This is a genomic window from Microbulbifer okhotskensis, assembly GCF_023895975.1.
Classification (GTDB): Bacteria; Pseudomonadota; Gammaproteobacteria; order Pseudomonadales; family Cellvibrionaceae; genus Microbulbifer; species Microbulbifer okhotskensis.
In genome coordinates, this window is record NZ_JALBWM010000072.1 from 1 (window position 1) to 23,066 (window position 23,066).

Consider the following 23,066-nt stretch of genomic DNA (forward strand, 5'->3'; position numbering starts at 1 on the left):
CGAACGGTACAGTGACTACGGGGCTATAGCTGCATGAAACTGTCCGAAGTGTTGACCTGTAGGACTGGGTTTTTTGCCAGCCTGGAGTTAAGAGTATTCAATTACCGTGTTAATGGAGGAGGGTAATATTTGCCGCAGTGCGGAGTGACCTACAGAGCCAATGACTAGTTCTGGCGTACTTGAGTACGATTGCCGAATCGCCTGCCATTTGGGTTCTTTAAGTTGTCTCCAATTTTGGGACCAAATGCTTATTTTTAGTCGTGAATCCCTTGTTTATCCTTTGTCTCCGCATTATCTGCGGGAATGCCAGGAAAAAATCCCCGCTAATGCGAAATTGACGGTCATATCGCGGCACCAATTACTCCGATGGTTGTTACCTTAGCCCCTATAAATGGCTGCCAGATAGTGAAAAAAGTGACAAATTTTACCCCCAGGTTCAGCTCGCAGAGTGAGGCGCTGAATGGTGAAGATGCCAATGTTTGGGCTGTGAGTGATCGGGCTCACGAGCTTGCCGATAAAGGTGAGGATGTAATCTTTCTCTGTGTCGGTGACCCCAATTTCGACACCCCAGAGCCCATACTCGATTTTGCTCGTGCCCGTCTGGGGGTTGGTCGCACTCATTATTCGCCGGCGGCGGGTGAGCCCATGCTGCGCAGAGCAATCGCGGATATCGAGAGCAAAGTCTCGCCCCACCCCTGTAACCCAGACGATGTAGTCGTATTCCCCGGTGGAACAAATGCGATCTATGGGGTGCTCGCCTGCCTATTGAATCCGGGAGAGGAGATTGTCATCCCGGAGCCGATGTATATCGGTTATGTGCCGATTTGCGATGCTTTGCGTTTATCCGTAAAGCGGGTAACTTGCCCTGCTGAGACAGATTTTGCTTTTGATATTGAGGCTATCAAGGCCACTATCAGCGAGCAGACTCGCGTTGTCATGATCAATACGCCTGTAAACCCCACCGGCGCCATGGCAACCCCTGAGCAGTTGCGGGAATTGGCGGCATACTGCCGCGAACGCAACATCTGGTTGGTGTGCGATGAAGTCTACTCCATGATCACCTTTGCCCACCGGCACACCTCTCTGCGGACTGCGGCGGAGTCCCTGGACAACATTGTGGTGGTCGACGGCCTGTCCAAATCCCATGCGATGAGCGGCTGGCGCTTGGGTTGGGCGGTAGCGCGAGGCCCCTTGATCGATCGATTGGTGGCTTTTGCCGGTGCGACCATTTTTGGTTGCCCCCAGTTTATCCAGGAGGCCGCTGCTTTTGCCCTGGAGTTTGATAGTTACTTTGTTAAACAAATGCGGGATGCTTATCAAAAACGCCGGGATTTGATCGTCGAAAGAATCGGCAAGATTTCCGGACTGAGTTGTTACAGTCCGGAAGCTGGTATGTTTGTGATGGTGGATGTGTCTAAAGTCTCAGCTTCGGGCCAAGTTTTTGCTGAAGCTTTGTTGGATGCTGAACGAGTATCTGTATTGCCCGGTGCGCCGTTTGGCAGCAGCTCTATCAACCATGTCCGCCTGACTCTGGCAGCCGATGAAGCTGAGTTGTCGCGGGCTCTAGATCGTATCGAGCACTTCGTCACCAGTGGTAACCGCCAGGTTGGTTAAGCTTTTTGTGGGACTCTGCTTGTCGGCAAATACCGCTGTTTGACGACAACAAGTTCCCCGCGTCGATGGCTGGAATGTTTATGCCATCGGCGAATACCGCTATCCTTGCCCCCTTTCAGATTCAAAAGAAATCAGCTCTGTGAAAATTGACCGGCATAATTTGCGTATTTTGCAGGCTCTGCAATCGAACGCGCGTACAAGCAACCTGAATTTGAGTGAAAAGATTGGATTATCGGAAAGTGCCTGTCTGGCCCGGGTAAAGCGCCTGACCAGCGAGCGCTACATCCGAGAGTTCTTCGCTGAGATAAATCTGGATAAAGTGCGTCACGCTGAGTTTTACGTGAACGTTGCGCTTAAGCGGCAGGATGCCCGCACCAGTGATAACTTCCGGCGTATCATCAGCGATATTCCACAGATCGTATCCTGTGTGAAGATGTCGGGTGAATTCGATTATATGCTGCACTTTGTCTGTCCTGATGCTGCGGATTTTAATCGTGTCTCAGAACAGTTACTGGCCAATGAGGAAGCGGCGATATCACGTATGACTTCCCACTTGGTGATCGAAAAAACCAAGCCTTTTACCGGCTACCCCCTGGAACTCCTGTTCCAGGATTAAGACCGGTCCAAGCGGTACCTGTCCAGTCTGGGCGGGTACCGTAAAGAACCTTGCCTATGGGAGCACCATTAGCAGGGTTCGCTCTATTAGCCAGTAACTGGCTAGTCCCCCCACTAAATAAGCACTGACCATAGATGCTGGAATTTCCATAGTCCGCGCCGGGGCATCGTCATGGCTTTTCCCTTTTGTTTGGCGGGTACTTGTTCGCTGCCACCATGACTTGAGGCTGGGAATAAGCAAGCCAAATATCAGGCCCACAACGGTGATAAACAGTAACTGTCCGATTTCTACTCCCAAGTTGAATGCCAGCAGGGCCGATGGAATCGCTCCCTGGGGGAGGCCGATTTCGGCCAGTGCGCCGGCAAATCCGAGGCCGTGTAATAGCCCAAAGCCAAAAGCGGCTAGCCATGGATGGCGGATAGTCAGGCTGGTAGCGCCACGTCTTTGACGTACAGCTTCACAGGCAGCCAGCAGAATGCTGAGGGCGATTACGGCCTCAATCGGGGCCGATGGCAGTTGGAGGTGGCCGAGCGCGGCTGCAGCGAGAGTAATACTGTGAGCCAGAGTGAATGCGGTAATAGTGCCAATGAGTTGGCGAAGGCTCTGATTGAGCAGTATTAACACCAGCACAAATAGCAGGTGGTCAATACCGAGCAGAATATGCTCCACTCCCAGGGTGAAGTAAGTTAAGCCAATTTGGTGGCTGGGGGCATCGCTGTCCAGGAGCAGGTTTGGCTGGTCTGGGGTTAGTCTCGCCACATGCTCACGCCCATCCGTCCAAGTGATGCGGAGCAATGCATCAGTCATTGTACTTTGCAGGCCATCAATATGAATTGTCAGTGCTTGCAGATTGTTGGAATGTTGGATTTTCCAGCGTTCAGTGTAAAAGCGGTTGCTGATACTGGCGTAGGGATGGCTCACTGTGTTGACGCTGTCATCGAAGCGCACATCCATTGCGAGGCGCAGTTTGCCCTGTGCAGGTACGCGCCATAGAACCTCGTAAATTTGCTGGTCGATCTGGACAATTTGTAGGTAAGCGGGACGTAGTTCGTGCGCCCAAAGTGCGGGTACCAGGGTGAGTAGGAGTAGCCCCAACAGTGAGGTGAGCAGGCGCTTCACTGTGTGGCGACCTGGGTGGGTTGGTTGGCCTCTCTGTATATCAGGACATGATAGCGCTGCCGGTACTGTTCGTACTGTTGTTGTAAGAGTTTCTTTTGAGCTAGTGCCTGCCAGTCCGTCAATACTTGGTCACGGATCTCTGCCAAACTTGGCATGCGGGCCGGCAGTCTTTCTTCGATCAGAATCAGGTGATCGCCGTAAGCGGAATGGATGGGGCCGGCCCATTGCTTGGGGGGGAGCCCAGTCAGTTGTGTGGTAAAGCCCTGACCAAATTGCAGGTCGATACGCTTCTCGGAGGTTTCTGTGATCACTCCGGGTAGGACAGTATTGTCCCCGATCCGGGTGGTATTTTGTCGGTTATTCAGGCGCTTGAGGACATCGCTGTAATTTCGTGGTTCAGGTGCCAGTAAATCGGCATAAAAGAAGTGCTGCTGGAAGGTGACGCGGGCAGGTATCCTATAGATATCGACATTGTGTTGCATAAATTTCTGCAGTGTTTCATCTCCTGGGTCTAAGGTATCGGCATAATTGCCAGCGGCCAACTCCATTTTCATCCGCAGTCGCCGGCGAATCAGGCTGTCATTCCTATCCAGTCCCAGAGTAAGGGCTTCGCGATAGAGCACTTCTTCGCGCAAGAAATTCTCGATTAACTGTTCCATTTCGATACTGGAGGCGGGTCTTTGCCAGCGCCGCTCAAATACCGAACGCAGGTGTTCGATACGGCCCTCACCAATTACGATTTCCTCAGGGGCGTCCCCGGGTATAGCGCTCAGGGCAAATAACCCTAGCCCGATTGCAAAGAAATACAGGAGCGGTTCGCTGGCGAGAAATTTAAGGGCTTTGACTTTGCTAGAGGTGGCGTCCAAAAGCGCTTGCTCTTATTTTTTGATGGGTTGGTATTGTGCCGGGGTTTCTAAGTATGGAAGGGGACGCTGACTTTGCCAGTCGCAGGAAATTGGGAAATCCGTCAATTTGTACCAAATTGGTGAATTGTTCGGGAGAATGGCGGGGTGTGACTCATATATACTCTAATCATATGCCACGTCGGTAGTTGCCCGTTTTTTAGCCGGGTTGCCAATGGCTGGCAATAGACAACTGTTAACAGGGGGAGAGGCGATTGAAATATTTGGGACGGGTCTATCTGACCCTCAACCTATTGGTTTTTGCTTCCATCGGTCTTTGGGCGCTGTTTAAACCTGAGAGTCTTGCAGCTTCAATTAACCTGTCTTTTGTCACTCCATCTGCACTACCTGAGTTTACGGCAACATACGGCGGTCTTATGCTGGCTATTGCGGTTATGCTCTTGGTGGCGCTGGCTATGCGCCCACACCGCAGGGTTGCCTATGCGGCGCTTTCCCTATCGTATATTGGTTTTGCTGCCGGGCGATTGTACGGCATGTTAATCCTCAGTGGCTTTGACCAGCGTAATATCCTGTTTTTTGCAGTTGAGGTCGTGTTAGTGCTCTGGGGGCTCTATTGCTACAGGGAGTCCCGCTGGCTGCCCTTGCAGCACGGACACTAAATTTCCGGGGGCTTTTAGCCCCCGGTGGTTAATTAAGCGGTCGCTTTAGGGCTCTCACTTTCGCCCAACGTTTTGTCGCGCTGAATCGCTACTCCGCTGAGTTTCCCATACAGCGGCCCCTCTACTGCCTGACGAAAGGCGTGTTTATAATCTTTAAATTCTGTGCCCATCCAGCGGTCCCACCATGTAAAGTAAAAACCGTAATTGCCTTGAAAGCGCTGGTGGTGCAGGTCGTGGTGAGTAGTGGTTGTCAGTCTGTCCATGGGGCCATCCACCCAGCTGCGCGGATGAAACTCGCAACCGGTGTGCAGCATGGCATTGCGGAAAATACTGACAAATAAGAAGGTCAACCAAATGGTCGGGTTGAGCGGAAGTGCCAGAGCAATCAAGGGTGAAAATACCCCCATCAAAATAGCCTCTCCCACAGAAAAACTGTAGGCGGTCCAGGGCGTAGGGGTTCGGGACTGATGATGTAAACGATGGAAGTGCTTAAATACTTTGGGGTGATGCATGCCCCTGTGAACCCAGTAAAAATAGGCATCGTGAATCAAAATTACCACTGGTAGGCTGGCCAGGTTCCACCAGAGAGGGTAGTCGCTCCACTGCCAGTAGAAGTTTGTTAACCCCAAGTCGTGCAATAGGGTGGTAAGAACCCCGATTAGGGTGAAAATACACACGGTTAGCATTGAATAGCCGACCTCCCTTCGGACATCTTTCCATTCGGCCCGGCGTCGTTGGATTCTCCGCTGGTTCATCCAGGCTCGAAACAGCCAGCCAGCACAGATGCTCATCACCGAGGCCGCGAGCACATAGCGAAATAAACTCATCTGGAAGTGTTTGGCTCCGTCCTGGGATATGTCGACCAAGAAATCCATATTCTCACCATCGTTATTTTTCTATTTAGGGGAGACTTGCCGGTTTCATCTGGACCCCGGAAAGTCGGGAACACGGCAGGGAATAGTTTTTCCCTGCGCCCCCAGTCTGGGAGCCTTTTACCGGCAAGGCTTGCGGAAAGTGAAAAAATGCTGACGGATTTTCTCTGGGAGTGGATTCAGGCGGGCAGTCTTTCTCGTCGGTATTCAGTTGGCGTCTGGTTGTGACGGCGCTTAAAGGCTGCATTAAAGGGGCTGAGAGAGCGATAGCCGATATCCAGGGCAATGGTGAGTACAGGTAAGTGGGCTTGCTCAGGGGTTGCCAGTCGGGTACTGGCTTCGTCGATGCGGAACTGGTTTAGGTATTCGTTGAAATTGCGATAACCCAGGTGGCGATTGATCAGTACGCGCAATATATGTTCGCGAATATCCAGCTGTTCGGCGAGTTCACGTATGGTGAGCCCGGTGTGACGATAGCCTCCATTTTGCATATGCTCCTGCAACTTTTGCAGCTGTCCCTGTTGTTGGTGGTCCAGCGATGGCGGTGGGGGCGCCGGTTGAACGCCTTCTTTCTTGGCTGCGCAGGCCTTGGGCTTAGGCAGGGATTCCCCCAGGGCACTGGGGGAAAGGGCGAATAGCCAAAGAGACGCAATTAACGCGAGCAGGCTGGCAAGCAGGGCGTGTAGTAGGGGGACGCTACTGGGTACCGGGCGGTAGGCAAAGAGAGACTCCGCTGCGATGACTACCAGCATATAGGCGCCTACGGCAATTAATAAAATTGTGCGCAGGCGGCGACGCTCTTCCACTAAGTCTGAGTTGAATTGCCTCTGTAGTGTGAGTAGGCCTAGGCTAATCAAGCCGAGTTTGAGTAGCTGGGATAAAGTAAATAGAGGAGATTGTAGTTCTGCCGTCAAGGGCAAAGGTGCGTGATGGGCGACTATGCCAATAATTAAAGTGATGCCAATGGGAATCCAGCCCCAGGTCGGGAACGACTCCTCTTCGCGACACAATAAGTGGGTAAAGACCCAAAAGGCAGCGGGCACCAGGGTGATAGGCAAATTGAGTAAAAGTGCAGGAAAACCGCTCAGTTGTGGCAGCGTGGGCCACAGTAAGTAGCAGATTATTCCCAGTAGCATTGCCAGTAGCCAGCGGCCGGCAGTGTACCGGTAGTGATGTATGGCCACCTTGGTTGCCGCCAGCAGAAGAAGGGCGCAGGCGCCGCCGGAAAAAAATAAGTAGCCGGCGGTCATCGTTTATCTCCAGCGCTCAGCCCAGGCATCCAGGACTTTACTGCTATAAGTGTGGCGGCCGTAGCTGCCGTTGTAATAAGCGAGAGCGTTAGCAAGGTTACCTTTGGCTTTCTTGATGTAGTGCTTAAGGATGGTGCAACCGTAACGCAGATTGGTGTCCATATCGATTAAATTATCATCGGGCCGGCCGATTTCATTTTTCCAGAACGGCATTACCTGCATCATGCCTTGGGCACCGACACGGGAAACAGCATAGGGGTTAAAGGCGCTTTCAATCTGAATCACCGCCAGCACTATTTCTGGACGCAGCTCCGCACGGGTCGCCTCTCGATGAACTGCTTTCAGAACATGCATCCGCTTTTGGGGATCTTTGATATAACGAGATAGGGGGTGCGATTTTGACATCAGCCACACTTCGGCATCGAAGCGGTCTGCAAAACTGTCGGCCTGGGTGATGGCCTCTTGCAGCGCGAGGCGCAACTCAGGGTCGACCCCCGCATTACTATTTTGGGCGTAGGCACCACTGCAGGTAAGGCAGAACAGTAAAGTGGTAGCAGATTTTTTTATCATGGCGTGATTCTACGAAAACCCCGGCAAAATGGGCAGCGTGTTTTTGTGACGCCGCCGGTAAAAATGCTTTTTATCGGAGTTAACTTGAAATGGGTATCCAGCCCGCTCAGGCACGGACTGGATAGAAGGGGTACTTACAACTTAAACTTTTCTAGCAGAATCTCCTCCAGCTGAGATACAGCAAACTCCTGGCTCTCGCTATCGCCGCGCCCCTTGTATTCCACCACACCTTTGTCCAAGCCGCGGTCGCCGATAACAATGCGATGAGGAATACCAATCAGCTCCACATCGGCGAGCATCGCGCCCAGGCGGGCCTTGGTTTCGTCCATCAGCAGCACATCGATACCCTTGCTGCGCAGGGATTCGTACAGGTGCTCACACTTTTCGCGCACTACATCGCTTTTGTGCATATTGATCGGCACGATTGCTAATTGGAAGGGGGCGATCGCGGCGGGCCAGATGATGCCGGAGTCGTCGTGGTTTTGTTCAACCGCAGCGGCGACGATACGGGATACACCAATACCGTAACAGCCCATGGACATAACCCGCTCTTTACCGTTCTCATCCAGCACTGTGGCATTCATGGAGCGGCTGTACTTATCGCCCAGCTGGAAAATATGGCCGACTTCGATTCCTCGTTTGATCTCCAGGGTACCCTGGCCATCCGGGCTGATGTCACCGGCAACCACATTGCGTAGATCCTCGACACGGCTGAATTCTACATCGCGGCCCCAATTCACGCCGGTGAGATGGAAGTCGTCTCGGTTGGCGCCACAGATAAAGCCTGCCAGATGAGCAGCGGATCTATCCACAATAGTTTCAATCTTCATACCAACCGGACCCAGGGAGCCGATATTGCAGTTCAGTTCATTGCCGATGCGTTGTTCTGATGCGAACTGCAGAGGGCTGGCGATACCGGTCAGTTTTTCCGCTTTTAATTCATTGAGTTCATGGTCGCCGCGCAGTACCAAGGCAATCAGCGGAGCGATTTCGTCCTCCTCGCATTCACCCAGGACAATCAGGGTTTTTACAGACTGGGCGGGATCACTTTTTAGGAACTCGCTGACATCGGCGATGGTCTTTTGGCCCGGCGTATGTGCTTCCTGCATTTCCACGCTCGACACGGGGCGTTCACCGGAGGGGGAAACAGCCTCAGCCAATTCCACATTGGCGGCGTAGCGCGACTCTGTAGAGAAGGCAATATCGTCTTCGCCACTCTGTGCCAGTACGTGGAATTCGTGGGAGCTGGAACCGCCAATAGAACCGGTATCTGCCAGTACCGGACGATAGTCCAGGCCAATGCGGTCAAAGATTTGGCAGTATGCGCCGTGCATAATATCGTAGGTTTCCTGCAGGGAATCTTCGCTTACATGGAAGGAGTAGGCATCCTTCATGGTGAATTCACGCGCGCGCATAACGCCAAAGCGGGGGCGAATTTCGTCGCGGAATTTAGTCTGCACCTGGTAGAAACTGGCGGGTAGCTGCTTGTAGCTGTTGATCTCGCTACGGATCAGGTCGGTGATTACTTCTTCGTGGGTTGGTCCCAGGCAGAAATCATTGTTGTGGCGGTCCTGGATACGCAGTAGCTCCGGGCCGTATTGTTGCCATCGGCCGGACTCCTCCCACAGCTCAGCCGGCTGTACCACAGGCATCAGCACTTCGAGGGCGCCGGCGCGGTCCATTTCTTCGCGCACAATACGCTCGACTTTGCGCAGTACCCGCAACCCTGTGGGTAGCCATGTGTAGAGGCCTGAGGACAGGCGCCGGATCATTCCCGCTCGCAGCATCAGCTGATGGCTGATAACGACGGCGTCGTTGGGAGTTTCTTTTTGGGTTGCAATGAGATAACGAGATGCGCGCATAGGAATTATATGGATTCTATTACGGGTAAGCTGGGCATTTTACGCTATTAGCCAAGTAATAAATATTGCCTGTTCAGCCCATTAACTGAATCCAGCTTGCGGGGCAGTGGGTGGGGCCTGGTCAAATGCACCCGATTCAGTATGTGGATAGCTGGTAAATAGCGGAAGAGGGTGTGGATAAATAAAAAACCCCGCAAGAGCGGGGTTTTCAGCAGAATATCAATGATAGATATTAATTCTCTGCCATTTCCTTCAGCTTCTTCAGCGGGCGAACTTTTACCTGAATGCTGGCTGGCTTGGCTTTAAAGGTAGTTTCTTCACCTGTGAAGGGGTTGATGCCTTTGCGAGCTTTTTTCGCTGGCTTTTTCACGGTGGTGACTTTCATCAGGCCGGGCAGGGTGAACTCGCCAATTGCGCGCTTCTTGATGTGGCCTTCGATGATATCGTTCAGCTCGTCCAGAACAGATTGAACCTGCTTGCGGGACAGCTCGGTGTTCTCAGCAATTTGATTCAGTACCTGGGTCTTGGTGTACTTTTCCTTAATTGCCTTTACTTTTTTGGCCGGTGCAGCTTTGGCCGGTGCAGCTTTGGCCGCTGTAGCTTTCTTTGCTGGGGCCTTTTTGGTAGCAGCTTTCTTGGTGACAGCCATGGCTTACTTCCTTCTTTGTTGTTCGGTATATATCCGGTAAAAATGTGTGTTTTCTCCCGCTGCGCTGCATCCGTTACGGGTGTCTCAGCGGGTGATGGGGGAAGTATATATAGTTTTTGTTCGGCCGCACGGGGAAATACTGGAAAAACAGTGCTTTTTTTATGTTTTTTAGCTTTAGGTCGCCTTTAAAGGGCGCATTGTCGGGGGAAAAGGTCGGCGCAGCTTCTTACCTTTGTAGGGCTCATGTATACTCTTCCCCCCTTTTTTTGAAGCACCAGGTACTGAGTAATGCCGATCTATGAATACCAGTGCAATGCCTGCGGCCACGAAATGGAGGCTTTACAGCGGATGAGTGATGACCCACTCAAAGACTGTCCAGCCTGTGATGAGGCCGAGTTGCACAAGAAAATCTCTGCGGCTGGGTTTCGCCTGAAGGGCGCTGGCTGGTACGAGACTGATTTTAAAACGGGCAGCAAGAAAAATCTCGCAGGCGGTGAGTCAACCAATAGCGGCAAGACGAATAGCAGCAAGGCCAAGGGCGGTCAGTCCGGCACAGCGGCGGCAAAGACGGCCTAGGCAAGCTGTGCTGAGCTGTCCGCGCAGTGTACTCTCTTACTAATCTTTTCACCTATTGATAACGGGAATCTTTATCCATGCGCAGCGATTACTGTGGCGTCCTTCGTTCTGCGGACATTGACCGCGTAGTAACCCTCTGTGGCTGGGTCGATCGCCGCCGCGATCACGGCGGTGTGATTTTTATCGACCTGCGCGACCGTGAGGGTATTGTTCAGGTGGTATTTGACCCCGATGCGGCAGAGCATTTTGAGATGGCCGATCGTGTACGTAGCGAATACGTACTCAAGCTAACGGGCCGTATACGCGCTCGCGCCCCCGAAGCCGTAAATCCGAATATGGTGACCGGTGAAGTTGAAGTGTACGGCACCGCCCTGGAAATCCTTAATACCGCCGAGACAGTGCCTTTCCAGTTGGATGAGCACACCGATGTGGGTGAGGATATCCGGCTCAAATATCGCTACCTGGACCTGCGTCGCAACGAAATGCAGAACAACCTGTATTTCCGTTCCAAGCTGACCACAGCGATTCGTAATTACCTGGATGAACACGGTTTTCTCGATATCGAAACGCCGATCCTGACCCGTGCCACGCCGGAAGGTGCCCGTGATTACCTGGTGCCGAGCCGCACCCACGAGGGCAAATTCTTTGCCCTGCCGCAGTCTCCACAGTTGTTCAAACAGCTGTTGATGGTGTCCGGTTTTGATCGCTACTACCAGATTGCCAAGTGTTTTCGTGATGAGGACCTGCGCGCCGATCGCCAGCCTGAATTTACCCAGATTGATATTGAGACCTCCTTCCTCGACGAGGAGGAGATCATGGCGATCACCGAAGGCATGGTGCGCAAATTATTTAAGGAACTGAAGGGGATTGAGCTGGGCGAATTCCCACGCATGACCCACTATCAGGCAATGCTGCGTTACGGTTCCGACAAGCCGGACCTGCGTATTCCATTGGAAATGGTGGAAATCAAGGATCTGGTGAGTGAGGTTGAGTTCAAAGTGTTCTCCGGCCCGGCCAATGATCCTAACGGGCGGGTGGCCGCAATTAAAGTGCCCGGTGGTTGTAGCAAATTGACTCGAAAGCAGCTCGATGATTACGGCAAATTTGTCGGTATCTATGGCGCTAGGGGCTTGGCTTACATCAAGGTCAATGACCGCTCCGATCTGGAAGGTGGCCTGCAATCCCCTATAGTGAAGCACCTGCCACTGGACGTTCGCGCGGCAATTCTCGACCGCCTGCAAGCGAAAGATGGGGATGTGATTTTCTTCGGTGCTGATAAAGCCAAAATCGTCACCGAAGCTCTGGGCGCGCTGCGCTGCAAGTTGGGTGAAGATCTGGACCTGTACACCTGCGAGTGGGCCCCTCTCTGGGTGGTTGCTTTCCCGATGTTTGAGGAAAATGACGATGGCAGTCTCACCGCATTGCACCACCCGTTCACTGCACCCTCGTGTAGCCCTGAAGAGCTGCAAAAAAACCCGCTTGAGGCCCTGTCCCGCGCCTACGATATGGTTCTAAACGGTACTGAGCTGGGCGGCGGTTCTGCGCGTATTCACGATCAGGCAATGCAGCAAGCGGTATTCCGTATCCTCGGTATCGAAGAAGCAGAACAACGCGAGAAATTTGGCTTCCTGCTGGACGCTCTCAAATACGGTGCTCCACCCCACGGCGGCCTGGCTTTTGGTTTGGATCGTCTGGTAATGCTGATGACTGGCAGCAGCTCTATCCGCGATGTGATTGCCTTCCCCAAAACCCAGAGTGCCGCCTGTGTAATGACAGACGCTCCGGGCACGGTAGATACCAAGCAGTTGCGCGAATTGAGTATCCGCCTGCGACAAAAAGAAGAGAAAATTAGCTGATTTTTCCCCGATGGGGCGGGCGAAGCGAGCCCATCCAATCGTAGTGATGGGCAATTCGCTTCGCACTTTGGCCCATCCTACGCACTGACTGAAGAGAGATGGAACATGGCCGGACATAGTAAATGGGCCAATATCAAACACCGCAAAGCCGCTCAGGACGCCAAGCGGGGTAAGATTTTTACCAAGATCATTCGAGAGCTGACTGTCGCTGCCAAAGGGGGCGCAAACCCTGACGATAACCCGACTCTGCGTGCGACTATCGATAAGGCCCTGGGCGCTAATATGAAGCGTGACACCATCGATAAGGCTATCGCTCGCGGCGCAGGTAATGCCGATGACAGTAACTACGAAGCAGTGGTTTATGAAGGTTACGGCGTGGGTGGCGTGGCGGTTTTGGTGGAGTGTCTCACCGACAACCGCAACCGCACTGTGGCCGAGATTCGCCATGCGTTTACCAAGCGCGGCGGCAACTTGGGTACGGATGGCTCTGTGGGTTATTTGTTCGCACGTAAGGGGCAGATGTTTTATGAGACCGGCGTGGATGAAGACTTGCTGATGGATGCGGCTCTCGAAGCCGGTGCCGAAGACATTGAATCCAATGACGACGGTAGTGTTGAAGTCACCACAGAGTTTCAGGATTACCTGACGGTGAAGGATGCTTTGGTTGCAGCCGGTTTTACCCCGGACAGTGCCGAGATCGCCATGATACCGTCCACCGTAATCCCAATGGATAAAGAGAGTGCTGAAAAAGTACTGGCCCTGATCGAGATGCTGGAAGATCTCGATGATGTGCAGAATGTTTACACCAATGCAGATATTCCTGTAGAGGTGATGGAAGCGCTGGACTGAAACCCGCCCTCTCCGAGGTGGGCCTGTCCCACCTTCGTTTTTGCCTTTTCCCGCTCTTCAGCTCCCCCTCACTTGACGCTTTCCGCTCGCCTTGGGACACTCCCACCACTATATAAACATACAGATATCTGGGGAGCAGCTTTTGACCCGAATCCTGGGTATTGACCCCGGCTCGCGCAAAACGGGCTATGGAATGATCGATGTGGAGCGGGGTAAAGCCCGCTATGTGGCCAGCGGGGTAATTCGTATTCCCGCCGGTCCTTTGCCGGAGCGCCTGAAGCTGATTTTTGATGCGGTGAGCCAGATTGCCCAACAATATCAGCCCGCACAGATGGCGATTGAAAGCGTCTTTATGTCCAAGAGTGCTGGGTCCGCCCTAAAACTGGGGCAGGCCCGTGGTGCTGCCATTGTGGCTGGAACCAATAGTGGTCTTGAAGTGGCTGAGTATGAGGCGCGCAAAGTTAAGCAGGCGGTAGTGGGCAATGGCGGCGCAGATAAATTACAGGTGCAGCATATGGTCAAAACTCTGCTATCTCTGCCCGCATCACCGCAAGAGGATGCCGCCGATGCACTCGCGGTAGCGCTCTGCCATATGCATACCGAGCAGACTCTGGTAGTGACCGCCGGTGGAGCGCGCAGTCGTTTTCGCCGGGGGCGCCTCAGTTTGTAAGCCGCAGATTTGAATTGGCCCGATTGTGGGCACAGAGATAACAACCTGGAAAAACACATGATTGGAAGATTGAGCGGCACCCTGGCCGTGGTGCAGCCACCGCTATTGTTGGTGGATGTGCAGGGCGTTGGCTATGAAGTGCTCGCGCCGATGACCACTATTTTTGAATTGCCTGCTCTGGGTCAGCCGGTTCAGCTGCATACCCACTTAGCCGTTTCTGAAACAGCGCAGCAGCTATACGGTTTTCTTCGAGATGCCGACCGCACACTTTTCCGCATCTTGATCAAGGTCAGCGGTGTAGGGCCGAAAATGGCCCTGGCAATTTTGTCGGGGTTGGATGGTCCAGCACTGGCGCGCTGTGTGGCAGAGGATAATGTCGCGGCATTGGTCAAGGTGCCGGGTGTGGGCAAAAAGACCGCTGAGCGCCTGATTGTAGAGTTGCGCGACAAGCTGACGCCTGATTTTGGGGATGCCAATGATATCCCATTGATGGCGACGGCTGCCCCTAAGGTGGACCATTCCGGTGAGGCCGAGAGCGCCCTGGCAGCCCTGGGCTACAAGCCCGTCGAGGCCAGCAAAATGGTGGCCCGAGCCAGCAAGGGACAGCCGGATGCCGACAGTGCCACCCTGATCCGTCTCGCCCTCAAGGGTATGGCCCCCGCTTAATCTGAGTGTTCTGGAGTTGTTGCAATGATCGAAGCCGACCGATTGGTGGCACCGGAGCCCTCGGGGTCTACTGGCCAGGAAGAGCAGTACGATCGCGCTGTGCGCCCTAAAACCCTGTCGGACTATGTCGGACAGCCGGTGGTTCGCGAGCAAATGGAAATTTTTATTCAAGCTGCTCAGCTGCGTAAAGAGGCCTTGGATCATACCCTGGTGTTCGGCCCGCCGGGCCTGGGCAAAACCACTCTGGCCAATATTATCGCTGCGGAAATGGGCGTGGCGATTAAAACCACTTCTGGCCCGGTACTTGAAAAAGCCGGTGATTTGGCCGCGCTGATGACCAACCTCGAACCTGGGGATGTGTTATTTATCGATGAAATCCACCGCCTCAGCCCCCATGTGGAGGAGGTTCTGTATCCGGCGATGGAGGATTACCAGCTGGATATTATGATTGGCGAAGGCCCAGCAGCGCGCTCGATTAAACTGGATTTGCCGCCGTTTACTCTGGTGGGCGCTACTACCAGGGCGGGGCTGCTGACTTCTCCTCTGCGGGATCGCTTTGGCATAGTGCAGCGTCTGGAATTCTATAACGTCAAAGATCTGACCAGCATTGTACGTCGCTCTTCCAGCTTGATGGGCGTGGAGATGGATGAGGGGGGGGCGCTTGAAGTAGCCCGCCGTGCCCGTGGCACACCGAGGATTGCCAACCGCCTGTTGCGACGTGTGCGCGACTATGCCGAAGTGAAGGGGGACGGCACGGTAGATTCAGCTGTCGCCGATGCCGCCCTGAATATGCTCAATGTGGATTCCCATGGCTTCGATCAGCTGGATCGCCGCGTGTTATTGGCCATGATCGAGAAATTTGACGGCGGGCCGGTGGGGGTGGACAGTCTTGCTGCAGCGGTCAGTGAGGAGCGGGATACCCTGGAGGATGTTTTGGAGCCCTACCTGATACAGCAGGGTTATATTGCCCGCACACCGCGGGGACGTGTGGTGACGGGGCTGGCTTACGAGCACTTCGGTTTGCCAAAGCCTGATAACAAGTAATAAGGGGAAACGGGGTGAAGGAAGTCTTCAGTACTCCTGTGCGTGTGTATATCGAGGATACCGACGCGGGCGGTATCGTCTATTACGTGAATTATTTGAAGTATATGGAGCGCGCGCGCACAGAACTGCTGCGCGCTCTCGGGTATGATAAGCCGGCGATGCCAGAGCAGGGGCTATTACTGGTGGTGCATTCCGCCCAGATTCAGTACCGTCGCTCTGCGCTTCTGGATGATGCATTGCGCGCTACCGCTGCGATTGGCAAACTGGGGCGGGCCGCCGTGACTTTTGAACAAAAAATCTGGCGCGGCGATGAGCTAATTTGCGAAGGTGTGGTCAAAGTTGCCTGTGTCGCTGACGACAGCCGCAGGCCCTGTGCCCTGCCGGAACCTATTTATTCAGCATTAAAGGCAGTTACTTAATAAGATGAACGCCGGTGAACAACTTTCTCTTTGGGGGCTAATCCAAAACGCCAGCCTATTGGTACAGCTCGTCATGCTGTTGCTGTTACTGGCTTCGGTGGTGTCCTGGGTCATGATTGTCCAGCGTGGGCTCTACTTGTCCCAGGCCAAGCGCTCCCTGAATAATTTTGAGCGCCGCTTTTGGTCCGGTGCCGACCTGAACAAACTGTTTCGCGAGGGCAACGAGCGCGCTGAGAAGGGCAAGACCGATGGTGTCGAGTCCCTGTTCCGCGCGGGCTTCACCGAGTTTACCCGCCTGCGTCAGCAGGGCAGTAGTGGCCCGGAAGCGGTGATGGAAGGAACCGAACGAGCCATGCGCGTGGCCATGTCGCGGGAGCAGGAGAAGGTGGAGATGAATCTTCCCTTCCTGGCCACCGTGGGTTCAGTCAGCCCCTATATTGGCCTGTTTGGTACCGTTTGGGGGATTATGAACTCCTTCCGCGGTCTCGCGACTATGCATCAGGCCACGATTGCCACGGTTGCACCCGGTATCAGTGAGGCACTGGTGGCCACCGCCATGGGGCTGTTTGCGGCTATTCCTGCGGTAATGGCCTTCAACCGCTACTCCGCCAAAGCGGAGTCGATGCTGTCCAGCTATGAGACTTTCGCTGAGGAGTTTTCCTCAATCCTGCACCGCAAAGTGCATTCCGGCTGAGTAGTGAATAGGCGAGCCCTATGAGTGTGTTTCGCAAGGGGACCAAAAAAAAGCTGGTCTCCGAGATCAATGTGGTGCCCTATATCGATGTGATGCTGGTGCTGCTGATTGTTTTTATGGTCACGGCACCATTGTTGATGCAGGGGGTCAAAGTGGACCTTCCGAATGCGCCATCGGCGCCGATGGAGGATTCTGACGAAGAACCACTGATTATTTCTGTGCGGTCTGATGGCACCTATTACCTGAATCTGGGTGCTGATGAAAAGGATGCCAAGCCGCTCGAAGAAATTAAACAAACGGTGGCTAAGGTATTGCGCCAAAAGCCGGGAACACCGGTTTTGGTATGGGGTGACACTGAGGCCCGCTACGGCCTGATCGTCAATGCCATGACTGAACTGCAGCAGGCGGGAGCGCCCAGCGTCGGTCTGGTGACAGAGCCACCTCAGGGGTAGGTGCTGGTGAATAAAGGCTTTTACGCATTGGCGATTGTGGTCAGTCTGGCACTGCACGGGGCATTGATTACTGCCATTACTTACGGTTGGGAGGCCAGTAACTCGCCTGAGCGCAAACCCATGCCGAAGTTTGTACAGGCCAAACTGGTGACAATTGAAGCGGCAACCCCGAAGAAGAAACTGCCCAAGAAAGTCGACAAGGTAAAGCAGCGCGCTCAGCGTGAAGCGGAGCAAAAGCGTAAGGCCGAGGTCGAACGCAAGCGCCGCGCAGCCTTGGAGCAGAAAAAACGGGAAGCAGAGAAGAAGAGCAAGGCTGAAGCGGATCGCAAGGCACGGGAAGATAAGTCCCGCCGCGAAAAAGAACAGCAGGAGAAGGTTCGCAAAGAAAAAGAGCTCAAAGAAAAGCTGGCCAAGGAGCGTCAGAGCTCCTTTGATGAGGCACTTCAGGACGAAGATGAACTGCTGGATGCGAATGAGGCCGAGCAGGCGGTAATGTCTGTCGGGCAGGCGATCCAACAGCAGATTGAGGCGGTGTGGAGTCGCCCGCCCAGTGCCAGAAACGGTATGCTTACCAAGGTGAAAATAAACTTTGTCCCCACCGGCCGAGTGGTGGCAACTAATATCGTCGAGGGCAGTGGTAATACCGCCCTGGATCGCTCGGTACTGACTGCGATTAGGAAGGTGGAAATCTTCCCCGAAGTGGCCGAGTTGGCCCGGGAAGAGCCAGTGATATTCGAGCGGCAAGTCCGCACAACCATTTTAAATTTTAAAGTCGAAGATCTGCGCCAATGATCAAGAGTTTACTGAAGACAGTCGTTATTATTGCAATCGCCTCGGTGAGCCTCGGGGCTCGTGCCCAGCTGGTGGTGGATATTACCAGTGGTATTGATGACCCCACTCCGATCGCCGTCTCTCCATTTGGTTGGTCTGGCGGCGGGGTTCTGGCGGAGGATATCTCCGGGATTATCTCATCCGACCTGCGCCGCAGTGGGCTTTTTTCACCGGTGCCCAAGGAGGATATGCTGTCTTTCCCCAAAACCCCGGAAGGTGTAGTGTTTCGCGATTGGCGTATCCTAGGCACTGAATATATTGTCACTGGCCGTATTGAGCCACAGTCCACCGGCTACCTGCTCACGTTCGATCTGGTGAATGTCTTTGGGCAACACAAGATGTTTACCAAGCAGGTCCGTGGCGGACAGACCCAATTGCGAGATATTGCCCACCGCGCTGCCGATGAAATTTTTGAAGCGATTACCGGTATACGCGGCGCTTTCTCCACCGAGATGGTGTATGTGCAGGAGGAGACTCGCGGTGGCAAGCCCAGTTATTTGCTGATGCGCTCAGATATTGACGGTGCTCGAGCCAAGCAGATCCGCCGTTTTAGTGCTCCGGTGATGTCTCCCATGTGGTCACCGAGCGGTCAGGAGCTTGCTTACGTTTCCTTCGAGACTGGCCGCCCGGCAATTTTCCGCGAAAATCTGCGCACCGGTGCACGCAAGCAGCTAACTAACTTCAAAGGCATTAATAGCTCACCGACCTGGTCTCCAGATGGAACCAAACTGGCAATGGTGCTCTCCAAGGACGGCAACCCGGAGATCTACGTGCTGGATCTTGTTAGTAATAAGCTGACAAGAATGACAAGGCATTTCTCTATTGATACCGAGCCGAACTGGATGCCAGATGGTAAATCCCTGGTTTTCACCTCTGATAGGGGAGGGAAACCACAAATTTACCAATTGACTCTTGCCTCTGGTCAAGTCGACCGCTTAACCTTCGATGGCGATTACAATGCGCGGCCACGTGTTTCTCCTGATGGAAAAACACTGGTCATGGTACATCGCAATAGGGGGGTGTTTACCATTGCTACGATGGACATCAACTCGGGCAGAGTGCGTGTCCTTACAGAGACCACGTTGGACGAGTCCCCTAGTATCGCACCAAATGGCGCCATGTTGATGTACGCTACCAAGCGCGGTGATAAAGGCATTCTGGCTGCGGTATCGCTGGATGCGGGGGTGAAGTACAACCTGCCCTCACAGAGGGGGGATGTCCGGGAACCGGCCTGGTCGCCATACTTTGAATAAGGCGGGGTGCCCGACGCGTTAACGCGTCGGGTGTTAATTAGACCAAGTAAAAATCTTTCAAGATTTTCGATAACACTATATATAAAGCGGAGTAGCTTATGTTGAAATCAGTAAAAACAGGTCTTGGGTTAGCCTGTGTATTAGCAGTAATGGCTGGTTGTAGCAGCAATGACACCAAAACCGATGGGCAGGTTGAAGTAGATGAACCAGTAACTGAGACAGCGGTTGAGACCACCGATTTTGAGACCACTGAGCCCGCAGTACCTCTGGAAAACGTGGTTTACTTCGATTTCGACCAGTCCCTGCTGAAGCCCCAAACACGTGAGCTGCTGATCCGTCACGCCGACCGTATGCGCGCTGCTACCGGTTCTGTGCGCCTCGAAGGCCATGCTGATGAGTTGGGTACTCGCGAGTACAACCTGGCTCTGGGTGAGCGTCGTGCCAATGCCGTACGCGACTTCTTGGTACTCCAGGGCGTAGATGCAGCTAATCTGGAAGTAATCAGCTACGGTGAAGAGCGTCCGGCTCAGATGGGTTCTAACGAATCTGCCCGCACTATGAACCGTCGCGTTGTTATTAACTAATCGTAAACATGGATGCCAATGGCTTTAACGATTAGAAAACTAGCGATCGCTGCAGCAGTTATGGCTGCGGCATCGCCTGTATTTTCCCAGGCCCCGATTGTGGATCTGTCTACCAGCAGTCAGGACCCGTCGGCGTCTCCTTACGTCGACAAAGCGGATAGCAGTGCGCAAACACAGCTTGCCCGCGCCGCTGTGTCCCCCTCCCGCGCCCAGGGCAACCCCCAGGCCGAAGCCTACTACCAGATGCAAGTTTTACAGCAGGAAGTACGGGAGTTGCGTGGCTCGGTTGAGGAATTGCGCCATGAGATCAAGCGCCTCAAACAGCAGCGCACTGAAGATTATATGGATCTGGATCGGCGCATTGCGCGCATAAGTGGTACAGAGCCAGCGGCTCAGCCACCGTCTACTGCCGAGGGCGGGGCCTCTGCGCCAGGGGGCTCGCCGATGCCTCCCAAACCTCAGGGCCCGAAAGACGGCAAGAGCGAGCGTGATCGCTATCAGGCCAGCTTTGGTCTTGCGCGTAACGGCGATTACGGTGGCGCCAGTGAAGAGTTCAAGCGCCTGCTGGAAGATTACCCCAACGGTCAATATGCCCCCAATGCTAATTACTGGTTGGGGGAAATTGCACTGGTGCAGGGCAATCTGGAGGAGGCGCGCGAATGGTTTGTAGCGCTTCTCGACGGCTACCCCAATTCCAGTAAAGTTTGGGACGGACGCTATAAGCTCGGCACTGTTTATCACCAGCTGGGCGATCAGCAAAAAGCCCGCAACCTGCTTGAGCAGGTGGCTGCCAGCGATGCCAGGGCATCGAACCTGGCGAAGAAGTATCTCCAGGAGAACTTCTAACAGCAGGCAGCTATTTTTGCCGCTTTAGCATCGCTGGTTTTTTGAGCAAAAAAGGCCTATGATCCCGCGCCCGAATGGCATGAGCCACTCGGGCGTTTTTGTGTCGGGTGTGTATGAGCAGTCTTACCAAAAAATCACTCAGAATCAGTGAAATTTTCTACTCCCTACAGGGAGAGGCGCGAGATAGTGGCTTGCCAACGGTGTTTGTTCGCCTGACTGGCTGCCCGCTTCGCTGTACCTATTGCGACTCCGAGTATGCCTTCCATGGCGGTGAGCGCATGACCCTGGAACAGATATTGCTGCAGGTACAAAGCCACCCAGCACGCTACGTCTGTGTGACCGGAGGTGAGCCCCTGGCCCAGCCTAATTCCCTGCCTTTAATGGAAGCACTGTGCGATACGGGTTATCAGGTTTCATTGGAGACCAGTGGCGCTATGCCTGTGGATAAGGTGGATGAGCGGGTGTCGAGAGTTGTTGACCTGAAAACCCCGGCATCCGGTGAGCAGCATCGCAACCACATGGCGAATATGCAAATACTGACTCAGCAGGATCAGGTCAAGTTTGTAATTTGCGACCGGGCAGATTACGACTGGGCCCGATTTACCCTGGATCAGTACCGTCTTCCTGAGCGCGTAGGTGAAGTGCTTTTCTCCCCCAGTTACGAGCAACTGAAGCCGCGCCAATTGGCTGAGTGGATACTGGAGGACGGTCTGCCGGTACGTATGCAGATGCAAATGCACAAGCTGTTGTGGGGCGATATTCCGGGTGTGTAAATCGCCCGGCCCCATATCAATCGATGAGGAAAAAATGACAGCAAAGAAAGCAGTAATCTTGCTATCTGGCGGCCTGGATTCGGCCACGGTATTGGCCATGGCCCACGCTGATGGCTACGAGTGTTATGCCTTGGGCTTTGATTATGGGCAGCGCCACGAGGCCGAATTATTGGCCGCGCAAAAAGTCGCGAAGGGTTTAGGTGCTGTTGAGCATAAAGTGGTGAAGCTCGACTTACGTTCGATCGGTGGCTCTGCCCTGACAGACGACGCCATTGAGGTGCCCGAAGAGGAAACCTCTGGTATCCCGGTCACCTATGTGCCGGCCAGGAATACAGTATTTCTATCTATTGCCCTGGGGTGGGCGGAAGTACTGGGAGCTCAGGATATTTTTGTCGGTGTGAATGCTGTGGACTACTCCGGTTACCCGGATTGCCGTCCTGAGTATATTGAGGCCTATGAGAAGATGGCCAACTTGGCCACTAGAGCGGGTGTCGAAGGCAATAAATTGGCTATTCGGGCACCATTGATGAACATGAGTAAGGCGGATATTGTCACCAAAGGGGCGCGTCTAGGGGTGGACTACAGTTTAACAGTGTCCTGCTATCAAGCGTTGCCGGATGGCGCCGCTTGTCGACGCTGTGACAGTTGTCGCTTGAGAGCTGCCGGTTTCGCCGAGGCCGGCCTGCAAGACCCCACGGTCTATGTGCCCTGATTGGCAGATGGCGTCAATTTTTTGAGCAAATGCCTAACCCCTTAAATTTGTTAGATTTTTTTTCGAGTTAGGTATTGTTTTTTCGAAATAGATCCGTAAGATACGCAGCTCCTCAAGTCGAGGCATCGAAAAGGGTCGTTAGCTCAGTTGGTAGAGCAGTTGGCTTTTAACCAATTGGTCGCTGGTTCGAATCCAGCACGACCCACCATTTTCGAAAGGGATACCAAAGGTAGCCCACAAAGTTTTTACACTTCTGCGCGAAGGCAAAAGCATCCGGTTGGACTTTTTTCTAGTTTGTCCAGCCGCCTGGGGGTCGTTAGCTCAGTTGGTAGAGCAGTTGGCTTTTAACCAATTGGTCGCTGGTTCGAATCCAGCACGACCCACCACCTCCCTCAATTCCCTAAGCTTTAGTTTCAGGTTGCCAGTGCGCCTTCATGTACGCTCAAATCACGTCTACTTCTAATTTAACCCCCAGCTTATCCCCAGCCCTTTAACACCTTTCCCTGCTGATATCTTTGTGGGCTTCAGGGGAGAAGTAAGTCTTTATTGCAGTCTCCCCACCAGGTTGTGAGCGGCCTTTGGTGCCGGGCGCATATGATTGCGAAAGCTTGCAGCTACTACAAGGGAAGAAGGAAGAAAAGTACTGCGCTCGCGAAGTGCTGTGGGTGAATTCCTTAAGGCTCGTAATCGCCATCAGTGCCTAATGTTGTCTGAGGGTGTTCAAAACTCTGTGTCAGCTAAACGGTTTATAGGCTGATGTATTTCTC

The 23,066-nt window shown here is 53.6% G+C and carries 25 protein-coding genes and 2 tRNA genes; 20 read left to right on the forward strand and 7 right to left on the reverse strand.

Features of this window, described 5'->3' with window-relative positions; translation table 11 throughout:
• The first annotated feature begins 414 nt into the window (after positions 1–414).
• On the forward strand, positions 415–1,614 hold the full coding sequence (locus tag MO867_RS14880) for a pyridoxal phosphate-dependent aminotransferase (protein ID WP_252470517.1): 1,200 nt from the start codon (positions 415–417) through the stop codon (positions 1,612–1,614).
• 139 nt (positions 1,615–1,753) lie between these two features.
• Complete coding sequence (locus tag MO867_RS14885) at positions 1,754–2,230, forward strand: Lrp/AsnC family transcriptional regulator (RefSeq protein ID WP_252470519.1); 477 nt, start codon at positions 1,754–1,756, stop codon at positions 2,228–2,230.
• Between the two features lie 54 nt (positions 2,231–2,284).
• Here MO867_RS14885 and MO867_RS14890 read toward each other — a convergent pair whose 3' ends face one another.
• Together MO867_RS14890 and MO867_RS14895 are read right to left on the reverse strand one after the other, a co-directional pair.
• Positions 2,285–3,349, reverse strand: coding sequence for a HupE/UreJ family protein (locus MO867_RS14890; protein ID WP_252470521.1), 1,065 nt, complete (start codon positions 3,347–3,349; stop codon positions 2,285–2,287).
• Entirely contained in the window at positions 3,346–4,215 is an 870-nt protein-coding gene (locus MO867_RS14895; protein WP_252470523.1) for a peptidylprolyl isomerase, read from the reverse strand. The genes MO867_RS14890 and MO867_RS14895 overlap by 4 nt, the downstream gene beginning before the upstream one ends.
• A gap of 251 nt (positions 4,216–4,466) precedes the next feature.
• On the opposite strand from MO867_RS14895, the gene MO867_RS14900 reads away from it, so the two are divergent.
• Entirely contained in the window at positions 4,467–4,871 is a 405-nt protein-coding gene (locus MO867_RS14900; RefSeq protein ID WP_252470525.1) for a DUF4345 family protein, read from the forward strand.
• A 32-nt stretch (positions 4,872–4,903) separates the two neighbouring features.
• Here MO867_RS14900 and MO867_RS14905 read toward each other — a convergent pair whose 3' ends face one another.
• The 5 genes from MO867_RS14905 to MO867_RS14925 all read right to left on the reverse strand — a co-directional run bounded on the left by MO867_RS14905 (position 4,904) and on the right by MO867_RS14925 (position 10,074).
• The gene (locus tag MO867_RS14905; protein WP_252470527.1) at positions 4,904–5,746 is read right to left on the reverse strand and encodes a sterol desaturase family protein; all 843 of its coding nucleotides are present in this window, start codon (positions 5,744–5,746) and stop codon (positions 4,904–4,906) included.
• Between the two features lie 176 nt (positions 5,747–5,922).
• Positions 5,923–6,993, reverse strand: a complete 1,071-nt coding sequence (locus tag MO867_RS14910) for a helix-turn-helix transcriptional regulator (protein WP_252470529.1) — start codon at positions 6,991–6,993, stop codon at positions 5,923–5,925.
• A 3-nt stretch (positions 6,994–6,996) separates the two neighbouring features.
• Positions 6,997–7,563, reverse strand: a complete 567-nt coding sequence (locus MO867_RS14915; RefSeq protein ID WP_252470531.1) for a lytic transglycosylase domain-containing protein — start codon at positions 7,561–7,563, stop codon at positions 6,997–6,999.
• A 134-nt stretch (positions 7,564–7,697) separates the two neighbouring features.
• The gene (locus MO867_RS14920) at positions 7,698–9,425 is read right to left on the reverse strand and encodes a proline--tRNA ligase (RefSeq protein ID WP_252470533.1); all 1,728 of its coding nucleotides are present in this window, start codon (positions 9,423–9,425) and stop codon (positions 7,698–7,700) included.
• 232 nt (positions 9,426–9,657) lie between these two features.
• Positions 9,658–10,074, reverse strand: a complete 417-nt coding sequence (locus MO867_RS14925; RefSeq protein WP_252470535.1) for an HU family DNA-binding protein — start codon at positions 10,072–10,074, stop codon at positions 9,658–9,660.
• 288 nt (positions 10,075–10,362) lie between these two features.
• Here MO867_RS14925 and MO867_RS14930 point away from each other — a divergent pair, with 288 nt between their 5' ends.
• The 17 genes from MO867_RS14930 to MO867_RS15010 all read left to right on the forward strand — a co-directional run bounded on the left by MO867_RS14930 (position 10,363) and on the right by MO867_RS15010 (position 22,685).
• The gene (locus MO867_RS14930; protein WP_252470536.1) at positions 10,363–10,650 is read left to right on the forward strand and encodes an FmdB family zinc ribbon protein; all 288 of its coding nucleotides are present in this window, start codon (positions 10,363–10,365) and stop codon (positions 10,648–10,650) included.
• Positions 10,651–10,727: 77 nt separating this feature from the next.
• Positions 10,728–12,506 (forward strand): aspartate--tRNA ligase, encoded by a 1,779-nt coding sequence (gene aspS, locus MO867_RS14935; RefSeq protein WP_252470537.1) that lies wholly within the window; start codon positions 10,728–10,730, stop codon positions 12,504–12,506.
• A gap of 105 nt (positions 12,507–12,611) precedes the next feature.
• Complete coding sequence (locus tag MO867_RS14940) at positions 12,612–13,355, forward strand: YebC/PmpR family DNA-binding transcriptional regulator (protein WP_252470539.1); 744 nt, start codon at positions 12,612–12,614, stop codon at positions 13,353–13,355.
• Between the two features lie 142 nt (positions 13,356–13,497).
• Positions 13,498–14,025 (forward strand): crossover junction endodeoxyribonuclease RuvC, encoded by a 528-nt coding sequence (gene ruvC / locus MO867_RS14945; protein ID WP_252470541.1) that lies wholly within the window; start codon positions 13,498–13,500, stop codon positions 14,023–14,025.
• Positions 14,026–14,082: 57 nt separating this feature from the next.
• A complete protein-coding gene (gene ruvA / locus MO867_RS14950) occupies positions 14,083–14,691 on the forward strand; it encodes a Holliday junction branch migration protein RuvA (protein ID WP_252470543.1) in 609 nt (202 codons plus the stop codon).
• Between the two features lie 24 nt (positions 14,692–14,715).
• A complete protein-coding gene (gene ruvB, locus MO867_RS14955) occupies positions 14,716–15,735 on the forward strand; it encodes a Holliday junction branch migration DNA helicase RuvB (protein ID WP_252470545.1) in 1,020 nt (339 codons plus the stop codon).
• Positions 15,736–15,749: 14 nt separating this feature from the next.
• Positions 15,750–16,154 (forward strand): tol-pal system-associated acyl-CoA thioesterase, encoded by a 405-nt coding sequence (ybgC, locus tag MO867_RS14960; RefSeq protein WP_252470547.1) that lies wholly within the window; start codon positions 15,750–15,752, stop codon positions 16,152–16,154.
• A gap of 4 nt (positions 16,155–16,158) precedes the next feature.
• The gene (gene tolQ, locus MO867_RS14965; protein WP_252470549.1) at positions 16,159–16,848 is read left to right on the forward strand and encodes a protein TolQ; all 690 of its coding nucleotides are present in this window, start codon (positions 16,159–16,161) and stop codon (positions 16,846–16,848) included.
• A 20-nt stretch (positions 16,849–16,868) separates the two neighbouring features.
• Positions 16,869–17,300 carry a protein TolR gene (tolR, locus tag MO867_RS14970; protein WP_252470551.1) on the forward strand — a complete coding sequence of 144 codons (432 nt, stop codon included), beginning with the start codon at positions 16,869–16,871 and terminating at the stop codon, positions 17,298–17,300.
• A 6-nt stretch (positions 17,301–17,306) separates the two neighbouring features.
• Entirely contained in the window at positions 17,307–18,092 is a 786-nt protein-coding gene (gene tolA, locus MO867_RS14975) for a cell envelope integrity protein TolA (protein ID WP_252470553.1), read from the forward strand.
• On the forward strand, positions 18,089–19,384 hold the full coding sequence (tolB, locus tag MO867_RS14980; RefSeq protein ID WP_252470555.1) for a Tol-Pal system beta propeller repeat protein TolB: 1,296 nt from the start codon (positions 18,089–18,091) through the stop codon (positions 19,382–19,384). Before tolA ends, tolB begins: the two co-directional genes overlap by 4 nt.
• Before the next feature lie 98 nt (positions 19,385–19,482).
• On the forward strand, positions 19,483–19,968 hold the full coding sequence (locus MO867_RS14985; protein WP_252470557.1) for an OmpA family protein: 486 nt from the start codon (positions 19,483–19,485) through the stop codon (positions 19,966–19,968).
• 18 nt (positions 19,969–19,986) lie between these two features.
• On the forward strand, positions 19,987–20,814 hold the full coding sequence (gene ybgF, locus MO867_RS14990; protein WP_252470559.1) for a tol-pal system protein YbgF: 828 nt from the start codon (positions 19,987–19,989) through the stop codon (positions 20,812–20,814).
• A gap of 113 nt (positions 20,815–20,927) precedes the next feature.
• Complete coding sequence (queE, locus tag MO867_RS14995; RefSeq protein ID WP_252470561.1) at positions 20,928–21,587, forward strand: 7-carboxy-7-deazaguanine synthase QueE; 660 nt, start codon at positions 20,928–20,930, stop codon at positions 21,585–21,587.
• 34 nt (positions 21,588–21,621) lie between these two features.
• Entirely contained in the window at positions 21,622–22,299 is a 678-nt protein-coding gene (gene queC / locus MO867_RS15000; RefSeq protein WP_252470563.1) for a 7-cyano-7-deazaguanine synthase QueC, read from the forward strand.
• Positions 22,300–22,431: 132 nt separating this feature from the next.
• Positions 22,432–22,507, forward strand: a tRNA-Lys gene (locus tag MO867_RS15005).
• Between the two features lie 102 nt (positions 22,508–22,609).
• Positions 22,610–22,685, forward strand: a tRNA-Lys gene (locus MO867_RS15010).
• Positions 22,686–23,066: the final 381 nt, after the last annotated feature.

What these genes read in the sequence shown, in the direction of transcription:
- MO867_RS14905 (WP_252470527.1), bottom strand. Translation starts at nt 5,746, where the DNA reads ATGGATTTCTTGGTCGACATATCCCAGGACGGAGCCAAACACTTCCAG.
- MO867_RS14910 (WP_252470529.1), bottom strand. Translation starts at nt 6,993, where the DNA reads ATGACCGCCGGCTACTTATTTTTTTCCGGCGGCGCCTGCGCCCTTCTT.
- MO867_RS14915 (WP_252470531.1), bottom strand. Translation starts at nt 7,563, where the DNA reads ATGATAAAAAAATCTGCTACCACTTTACTGTTCTGCCTTACCTGCAGT.
- MO867_RS14920 (WP_252470533.1), bottom strand. Translation starts at nt 9,425, where the DNA reads ATGCGCGCATCTCGTTATCTCATTGCAACCCAAAAAGAAACTCCCAAC.
- MO867_RS14925 (WP_252470535.1), bottom strand. Translation starts at nt 10,074, where the DNA reads ATGGCTGTCACCAAGAAAGCTGCTACCAAAAAGGCCCCAGCAAAGAAA.
- MO867_RS14930 (WP_252470536.1), top strand. Translation starts at nt 10,363, where the DNA reads ATGCCGATCTATGAATACCAGTGCAATGCCTGCGGCCACGAAATGGAG.
- aspS (WP_252470537.1), top strand. Translation starts at nt 10,728, where the DNA reads ATGCGCAGCGATTACTGTGGCGTCCTTCGTTCTGCGGACATTGACCGC.
- MO867_RS14940 (WP_252470539.1), top strand. Translation starts at nt 12,612, where the DNA reads ATGGCCGGACATAGTAAATGGGCCAATATCAAACACCGCAAAGCCGCT.
- ruvA (WP_252470543.1), top strand. Translation starts at nt 14,083, where the DNA reads ATGATTGGAAGATTGAGCGGCACCCTGGCCGTGGTGCAGCCACCGCTA.
- ruvB (WP_252470545.1), top strand. Translation starts at nt 14,716, where the DNA reads ATGATCGAAGCCGACCGATTGGTGGCACCGGAGCCCTCGGGGTCTACT.
- tolQ (WP_252470549.1), top strand. Translation starts at nt 16,159, where the DNA reads ATGAACGCCGGTGAACAACTTTCTCTTTGGGGGCTAATCCAAAACGCC.
- tolR (WP_252470551.1), top strand. Translation starts at nt 16,869, where the DNA reads ATGAGTGTGTTTCGCAAGGGGACCAAAAAAAAGCTGGTCTCCGAGATC.
- tolB (WP_252470555.1), top strand. Translation starts at nt 18,089, where the DNA reads ATGATCAAGAGTTTACTGAAGACAGTCGTTATTATTGCAATCGCCTCG.
- MO867_RS14985 (WP_252470557.1), top strand. Translation starts at nt 19,483, where the DNA reads ATGTTGAAATCAGTAAAAACAGGTCTTGGGTTAGCCTGTGTATTAGCA.
- ybgF (WP_252470559.1), top strand. Translation starts at nt 19,987, where the DNA reads ATGGCTTTAACGATTAGAAAACTAGCGATCGCTGCAGCAGTTATGGCT.
- queE (WP_252470561.1), top strand. Translation starts at nt 20,928, where the DNA reads ATGAGCAGTCTTACCAAAAAATCACTCAGAATCAGTGAAATTTTCTAC.
- queC (WP_252470563.1), top strand. Translation starts at nt 21,622, where the DNA reads ATGACAGCAAAGAAAGCAGTAATCTTGCTATCTGGCGGCCTGGATTCG.